This window comes from Bradyrhizobium sp. P5_C11_2, assembly GCF_054049755.1.
In genome coordinates this window covers 1-7,045 of the sequence record NZ_JBFULT010000401.1, presented here as the reverse complement: position 1 = coordinate 7,045, position 7,045 = coordinate 1, and the positions used below count along the sequence as shown (strand labels likewise).

Here is a 7,045-nt window from a genome sequence, read left to right as displayed (position 1 = left end):
ACCCAGGAGCTCGCCGCAAATACTGCGTTCTGGCAGCCGATCGTGAAGGCGACGGGGTACAAGATCGAGAATTGAAGCCCTCTCCCTCTCCCCGCTTGCGGGGAGAGGGTCGGGGTGAGGGGGAGTCTCCGCGGGGACGGTGGCAGTTGGACTCGCGGAGAGTCCTCCTCACCCGGATCGCATCTGGCGATGCGATCCGGCCTCTCCCCGCAAGCGGGGAGAGGCGAAGAGCAACTCACATCTTCGCGCGCTGCGCGATGCCGTCCTTGATCGACGCCAGCTCCTTCTCGTCCCAGACGCCGATCAAAATGCCGCCCTTCACCTGGAGCTGGTTGTCGGCATAGGCCGCGATCTTCTCCCGCGACGTGGTGATGTGGTCGTTGGGATGCAGCGCCCAGTCGAACAGCTCTGCCTGCAATCGCGTGATGACAGCAGCGCATTCGGGATCGTCGCCGCGATCCAAAAACTCTTCCGGGTCGGTCTCGAGATCATACAGCATCGGACGGAAGCCGGAGGCGTGGATGTATTTCCAGCGGCCGTCGAACACCATGAACAGGCGGCAGCGCTCGATCGGCTGGTTCAGCTTCAGCCGCACGTCCTGCATGGCGTAGTCGTATTCGGAGAACGCGACCTTGCGCCAATCGCTCGGTGTCGGCCCGCGCAGCAGCGGCAGCAGCGAGCGCCCTTCGAGGATGTGGCCCGGTACCTTGCCACCGAAGTAATCGACGAAGGTCGGCGCGAGATCGATGCCTTCGACCAATGCATCGCTGTGCGTGCCGCGGGTGGCGTCGGCCTGTTTCGATGGATCGATGATGATCAGCGGGATCTTCGCCGACTGCTCGTGGAACAGATCCTTCTCGCCCATCCAGTGATCGCCGAGATAGTCGCCATGATCCGAGGTGAACACGATCATGGTGGTCTCCAGCAGGCCGCGTTCCTCCAGGAACTTCATCAGCACGCCCATCTGGTCGTCGATCTGGGTGATCAGGCCCATATAGGTCGGGATCACCTTCTCCCGGGCATCGTCGCGCGCCATGTTGCGGGAGTAGCGCATGTCCATATAGGCGCCGAACACCGGATGCGGGTTTTGCCGCTCGCGCTCGGAGCGGATCGCCGGAATCATGTCCGCCGTCGAATACATGCTGTCATAGGGTTTTGGCGCGATGTAGGGCCAGTGCGGCTTGATGTAGGACAGATGCAGGCACCACGGCTTGCCGTCGGTCTCGGCCTCGCTGATGAAGTCCATCGCCCGCCGCGTCATGTAGGGCGTCTCGGAATGCTCTTCCGGCACGCGCGCGGCCTTGTCGGCGTGCACCAGCAGCCAGCCGTTCTGCAAGCTGCCGTCGTCGGCCGCGCCGGAATTGGCCCAGTGCTCCCAGGGGTTCGTCGCCTCAAATCCCTGCTGGCGCAGATACTCGTCGTATTTCGGCCGCGGCCGTCCGGTGGGGTGCAGGCCGTCGTCGCGCTCATAGGGCTCGAAACCGCATTCGGCGACATGCACGCCGATCATCGACTCCGGCGGGATGCCGAGCGCCTTCATGCCTTCGAGGTCGGGCGCCATGTGGGTCTTGCCGACCAGCACGTTGCGCACGCCGATGCTCTTGAGGTGATCGCCGAGCGTCGGCTCACCAACGCGGAGCGGCCAGCCGTTCCAGTGCGAACCGTGCGAACGCATGTAGCGTCCGGTGTAGAACGACATCCGCGACGGACCGCAGATCGGCGATTGCACGTACGCCTTGGTGAAGAGCACGCCGCGCTTGGCTAAGGCGTCGATGTTGGGCGTCTTCAGGGTCGGATGGCCGGTGCAGCCGAGATAGTCGTAGCGAAGCTGGTCGCACATGATCCAGAGAACGTTCTTCGCGCGCGCCATGCGTCATCCCTGCCGTTTCTTGATCTTTGGATGCTGCGCTATCGACGGCGCGAAGACAACCTCTCCCGAAGGGATGCGCGACCCGCGGCCGCACATTCCCCGTCGTCCCGGCGAAGGCCGGGACCCATACTCCTCAGAAGAAGTTATGACGCGAGATGGCAATGACCAATCTTCGCCAAATCGGTGGTTATGGGTCCCGGCCTTCGCCGGGACGACGGTGGGGAGAGAGTGCCGTTGCCTCAGTTCACGCCGACCAGGGCTCCGCCTCGGCCGCGCTCTTCGCCTTGGCGGAGACCGGGCTCTCGCCGATCACATCCGCAAGCGCGCGCACCGCTTCCTTGACGCCCTGGCCGGTGGCGCCGGACATCAGCAGCGGCGTCTTCTTGGCGGCGCGCTTCAGCCGGTCCTTCTGCTTCTTCAACTCGTCCGGCTCGACCGCGTCGATCTTGTTCAGCGCGACGATCTCGATCTTGTCGGTGAGCAGGCCGCCATAGGCGTCGAGCTCCGTTCGCACCGTCTTGTAGGCCTTGCCGGCGTGCTCGCAGGTCGCGTCGACGAGATGCAGCAGCACGCGGCAGCGCTCGACATGGCCGAGGAAGCGGTCGCCGAGGCCCGCGCCTTCATGCGCGCCCTCGATGAGACCGGGAATGTCGGCCAGCACGAATTCGCGGCCGTCAGCGTTCACGACGCCGAGCTGGGGATGCAGCGTCGTGAAGGGATAGTCGGCGATCTTCGGCTTGGCCGCGCTGACCTTGCTGAGCAAGGTCGACTTGCCGGCATTGGGCAGGCCGACCAGGCCGGCATCCGCGATCAGCTTCAGCCGCAGCCAGATCCAGCGTTCCTCGCCGGGCTGGCCGGGATTGGCATTGCGCGGCGCGCGGTTGGTCGACGACTTGAAATGCGCGTTGCCGAAGCCGCCATTGCCGCCCTCGGCGAGCACGAATTTTTCGCCGACATTGGTGAAGTCGTGGATCAGCGTCTCGCGGTCTTCGTCGAAGATCTGCGTGCCCACCGGCACCTTCAGCGTGATCGGCTTGCCGTTGGCGCCGTGGCGGTCCGAGCCGGCGCCGTTCTCGCCCTTCTGCGCCTTGAAATGCTGCTGGTAGCGGTAATCGATCAGCGTATTCAGACCGTCGGCGACCTCGATGACGACATTGCCGCCGCGGCCGCCATTGCCGCCGGAGGGACCGCCGAATTCGATGAATTTTTCGCGGCGGAACGCCACGCAGCCGTTCCCGCCGTCGCCGGAGCGGATATAGACCTTTGCTTCGTCAAGGAATTTCATGGGCCATAGGTAGGCCAGGGGCGGGGATGCGGCAACCCGCACTTGTCCGTGAAAAGCAGGAAAATCGGCAAATTTCCGTGCTTGCTTAACCCCAAATCCCGGTCTTGCGCCCGTTTGACGGCCGTCGGTCCGAGGCCCGTCGGGCCGCGCAAACCGTCAGGCCGGCGGCGTATCGCCGGCCGGCCGCAACACGCAGCGCAGCGGATGCTGACGGGCAGCCGCAAGGCTCTGGATTCTCGCGCTAAAGGCCGCGGCCTCGGTTCGGCGAAAGATCCCGCAGGAGCCGCGTTGACGCGCATGGGTGGCAAACACGATCCCGGTGGCGCGGTCGCGGCTCATCTGGAACACGGTTTCAAGAACCGACACCACAAATTCCGCGGGCGTGTAGGGGTCATTCAGCAGGACGATCTCGAGCCAAGGCGCCTCGCCACCATCCGCTTCGACATCGGCCGTGGCGCCCTTGGCGATGCCATGGCTCAAATAAAGCAGGGCGTCGTAGCGGGTGGCGCCCTGTGCCTGGAGGAAGCGCCCAACCGGCTCGGCGAAGAGCTCGACGAGCATATCGGCGCCGGTCACGACCTGCCGTTCGGACAGATGGGCCTCGTTGAAGGCGAGCTGAAGCACATGGCCAAGGCCCGGTGGAGCCGGTGCGCCACGCGAAGGGTTTCCAGCCGTCTCATCCGCCGCGCTTGCGGCCTCGACATCGCTTCGCAGGCGCGCCAAGTCGATGCCGCAAGCCAGCAACACTGGCGACGCGTCTTCATCGTCGATCATGGCGATCAGCAAATCGTCCAGGTTCGGATGCGCGCGGCCGCGCGCCCGGGCGGTCGACGCCGCACGCTGGAGCGAATGCTTGAGCGTCTCGGAGCAGGTCGGGGGCAATGCCATCGCGGGCCATCATTGTACGGTCGGGTCGTGCAGGCTGTTTGTCGGTCCTTTGCCGGCCGCGGTTCACGCCGGGCTCGCGCCTGTCCTGCCCTTCCGCTCGCGCCGCGAGGTGGCGTTAGCCCGGCCTTTTACGGATCAGGAATTTCTGCGTGCCCTCCAGCACCAGCTCCTTGCGCTGGTTGAACACGGTGCTTGTGAGCGTCACCGTGCCGGTCGAACGGCCCGGCACCAGCTCGGTGACCTCGAGTGCCGGATAGATGGTGTCGTTGGCGAACACGGGCTTGAGGAACCGGCTCGATTGCTCGAGGAAGCCGACCAGGGATTCCTCGACCATGAACGGGAACAGGCCCGCGCCGGGCGCGGTGTGGATCAGCGTCTGGAAGCCATGGGCGAGCAGGTCCGGCATGCCGCGGGTGCGGCAATATTCCACGTCGTAATGCACCGGATGGGTGTCGCCGCTCGCGGTCTGGAACGCCGCGAACACCGCCGAGGTCTGGGTGCGGCTCGGCAGCACGAAACGCTCGCCGAGAGCGAAATCCTCAAACCAGCGTTGCTGTGAGATCATGCGGTGCTGGGTCGGATCGAAGTCGGTCATGCGCTGCTCTCCCGTCGGTGCGGTGCCTCATCGCTACCGCGATGCGAAGAGTGCGACAATCCGTTCAATTCGGCGGAAGCGGGCTTGTCTCGGCTGCCTGCGTCATTAAAACGACCGCAAGCGACGCTAGTCGCCTGTTTTCGACGCTCTCTCCGCTCGTCATTGCGAGCGAAGCGAAGCAATCCAGCCTACCTCCGCGGAAACAGTCTGGATTGCTTCGTCGCAAGAGCTCCTCGCAATGACGGGTTTCCACGAACGACAGCAATGCCATTGTTCAAGAACCTCTCCGCCTATGACGACCGCTCGGCGCGGCTGGCCGGCATCGCGCTGATGGTGCTGTCGATCTTCATGTTCTCGTTCGGCGACGCCATGGGCAAGTTCCTGGTCGCGACCTATTCGGTGGGGCAGCTGCTGTTCCTGCGCGCCTGTGCGGCGCTGCTGCTGCTCGCGCCCTTGATCTGGCGGCAGCGTGACGACTTCTTTCGCCTCGAGCGGCCCTGGCTTCAGCTCTTGCGCGTGACGTTGTCGACGCTGGAGGTGGCGGCTTTTTTCGTCGCAACCGTCTATCTGCCGCTTGCCGACGTCATCACCTATTATCTCGCAGGTCCCATCTTCGTCACGGCGATGTCGGCGGTCTTCCTCGGCGAGCGGGTCGGCTGGCGGCGCTGGACCGCGATCCTGATCGGATTCTGCGGCGTCCTGATCGCGTTGCGGCCGTCGGCGCAGACGATCAGCCTGCCGGCGCTGATCGCGCTCGGCGGCAGCCTGTCGTTCGCAACCCTGATGCTGATCACGCGCAGCCTGCGCAAGACGCCCGATATCGTGATGGCGTCCTCGCAGTTCGTCGGCACCTTTCTGTTAGGTGCCGGCCTGTCGGCGTTCCACTGGGTGCCGCCGACGCCGAGCAGCCTCGTGATCTTCGCGCTGGCGGGATGCATCTCGGTGACGGCGCTGTTCTGCGTCAATCGCTCGCTCAAGCTCGCGCCGGCCAGCGTCGTGGTGCCCTATCAATATTCGATGATCGTCTGGGCCGTGATCTTCGGCTTCGTCGTGTTCGGCGACGTGCCCTCGATGGCCACCATCGTCGGCGCCGCGATCATCATCGGCGCCGGGTTCTATATCTACTTGCGCGAACGCGATCTCGGCCGTGCGACTGTGGACGTCAATCCGCCGGCGTAACTACCACCGTCGTCCCGGCGAAGGCCGGGACCCATACCCACAGGGAGTAGTTTTGCGAAGACTCGGAGTGGGAATCCTCGCATCACGAACAGTCGGGGTTATGGGTCCCGGCCTTCGCCGGGACGACGGTGGAGAATGACGCAGCGCCTCCGCCCTACCGCACCCTTCTTGCGCTGCTCCAGCTCTTCAGCGACGCCCACACCCCGCGCGAGAGACGGAAGCAGTCGACGGGTGTGGAGCAGCCCAGCGCCAGGAAGCGGTGCAGCTGGACGCCGCTCCACTGGAAGCCGCACTTCTCGATCACGTTGCGCGAGGCCGGGTTGGTGACGCGCGCGCCGGCGTAGAGATGGTCGTCGTCGAACTCCTCGAAGAAGAAATCGATCGCGCCGCGCGCGGCTTCGGTCGCGAAGCCCTGGCCCCAATGCTCGACGCCGAGCCAGTAGCCGAGCTCGGCATTGCCGGGCGTCGAGCAGTCGATGCCGACCATGCCGACCGGCCCGCTGTCGTGCTCGATCAGGAACACGGTTTCGCTGCCGAGCTCGGCGGTGGCGCGGACGAATGCGACGGCGTCGTCTTGCGAATAGGGATGCGGCAGGCGGCGGGTGTTTTCCGCGATGCGGCGGTCATTGGCGAGGTGGGCGATGGTCCTGACGTCGGCGAGTGTCGGCCGCCGCAAGGTCAGCCGTTCGGTGGCGACGACGCTCGGTCTCGCCTCCCGCAAGGTCGCGCTCGAAAAATCCTGCAACATGTCCGGCTCCGTCAACGTCATTAAGTCAAACGAAAGGGGAGGCCGGTTTCCCGCCTCCCCTGGAGCCTATTTGTGGACTCCGCCGGTTTGGTCAGGACCCGGCGGACTCCAAATTTGATCCACCGTCTATTCAGCTGCCTCTGCGAGCGGAAGCACCGATACGAATGTGCGGCCGTTGGCTTTAGCCTGGAACGTGACACGACCCTCGATCTTGGCGAACAGAGTGTGGTCCGTGCCCATGCCGACATTAAGGCCGGGATGCCAGGTGGTGCCGCGCTGACGCGCAATGATGTTGCCGGGAATCACAACTTCCCCGCCGAACGCCTTGATGCCAAGGCGCTTGCCCTTTGAATCGCGACCGTTGCGCGATGAACCGCCTGCTTTTTTGTGAGCCATGGCTCGTCTCCGAAATCCTGCGTATTTCTAGATCAATTCCTTGACGGAATCATTTCACATTTTCTCACGCATCAATTCGTGAAT

Annotated in this window: 7 protein-coding genes; 1 reads left to right on the top strand and 6 read right to left on the bottom strand. The window is 64.4% G+C overall.

Translation table 11 applies throughout. The annotated features are described in order from the left end of the window. Window positions 1-235: 235 nt before the first annotated feature. The 4 genes from ACXJL8_RS29050 to ACXJL8_RS29035 all read right to left on the bottom strand — a co-directional run bounded on the left by ACXJL8_RS29050 (window position 236) and on the right by ACXJL8_RS29035 (window position 4,638). Window positions 236-1,870, bottom strand: coding sequence for an alkaline phosphatase family protein (locus tag ACXJL8_RS29050; protein ID WP_456623209.1), 1,635 nt, complete (start codon window positions 1,868-1,870; stop codon window positions 236-238). Between the two features lie 244 nt (window positions 1,871-2,114). Next, window positions 2,115-3,155 carry a GTPase ObgE gene (obgE, locus tag ACXJL8_RS29045; RefSeq protein WP_456623210.1) on the bottom strand — a complete coding sequence of 347 codons (1,041 nt, stop codon included), beginning with the start codon at window positions 3,153-3,155 and terminating at the stop codon, window positions 2,115-2,117. 156 nt (window positions 3,156-3,311) lie between these two features. Next, complete coding sequence (locus ACXJL8_RS29040; RefSeq protein ID WP_456623211.1) at window positions 3,312-4,043, bottom strand: ATP-dependent Clp protease adaptor ClpS; 732 nt, start codon at window positions 4,041-4,043, stop codon at window positions 3,312-3,314. A 115-nt stretch (window positions 4,044-4,158) separates the two neighbouring features. Then, window positions 4,159-4,638, bottom strand: coding sequence for a MaoC family dehydratase (locus ACXJL8_RS29035; RefSeq protein ID WP_456623212.1), 480 nt, complete (start codon window positions 4,636-4,638; stop codon window positions 4,159-4,161). Between the two features lie 264 nt (window positions 4,639-4,902). Here ACXJL8_RS29035 and ACXJL8_RS29030 point away from each other — a divergent pair, with 264 nt between their 5' ends. Further along, window positions 4,903-5,817, top strand: coding sequence for a DMT family transporter (locus ACXJL8_RS29030; protein WP_456623213.1), 915 nt, complete (start codon window positions 4,903-4,905; stop codon window positions 5,815-5,817). A 154-nt stretch (window positions 5,818-5,971) separates the two neighbouring features. On the opposite strand, the gene ACXJL8_RS29025 is transcribed toward ACXJL8_RS29030, so the two are convergent. Both ACXJL8_RS29025 and rpmA read right to left on the bottom strand, forming a co-directional pair. Next, on the bottom strand, window positions 5,972-6,565 hold the full coding sequence (locus ACXJL8_RS29025; protein ID WP_456623214.1) for a GNAT family N-acetyltransferase: 594 nt from the start codon (window positions 6,563-6,565) through the stop codon (window positions 5,972-5,974). Window positions 6,566-6,691: 126 nt separating this feature from the next. Beyond that, window positions 6,692-6,961 (bottom strand): 50S ribosomal protein L27, encoded by a 270-nt coding sequence (rpmA, locus tag ACXJL8_RS29020; RefSeq protein ID WP_008137923.1) that lies wholly within the window; start codon window positions 6,959-6,961, stop codon window positions 6,692-6,694. Between the last annotated feature and the right edge of the window lie 84 nt (window positions 6,962-7,045).

What these genes read in the sequence shown, in the direction of transcription:
- ACXJL8_RS29050 (WP_456623209.1), bottom strand. Translation starts at nt 1,870, where the DNA reads ATGGCGCGCGCGAAGAACGTTCTCTGGATCATGTGCGACCAGCTTCGC.
- obgE (WP_456623210.1), bottom strand. Translation starts at nt 3,155, where the DNA reads ATGAAATTCCTTGACGAAGCAAAGGTCTATATCCGCTCCGGCGACGGC.
- ACXJL8_RS29040 (WP_456623211.1), bottom strand. Translation starts at nt 4,043, where the DNA reads ATGGCATTGCCCCCGACCTGCTCCGAGACGCTCAAGCATTCGCTCCAG.
- ACXJL8_RS29035 (WP_456623212.1), bottom strand. Translation starts at nt 4,638, where the DNA reads ATGACCGACTTCGATCCGACCCAGCACCGCATGATCTCACAGCAACGC.
- ACXJL8_RS29030 (WP_456623213.1), top strand. Translation starts at nt 4,903, where the DNA reads ATGCCATTGTTCAAGAACCTCTCCGCCTATGACGACCGCTCGGCGCGG.
- ACXJL8_RS29025 (WP_456623214.1), bottom strand. Translation starts at nt 6,565, where the DNA reads ATGTTGCAGGATTTTTCGAGCGCGACCTTGCGGGAGGCGAGACCGAGC.
- rpmA (WP_008137923.1), bottom strand. Translation starts at nt 6,961, where the DNA reads ATGGCTCACAAAAAAGCAGGCGGTTCATCGCGCAACGGTCGCGATTCA.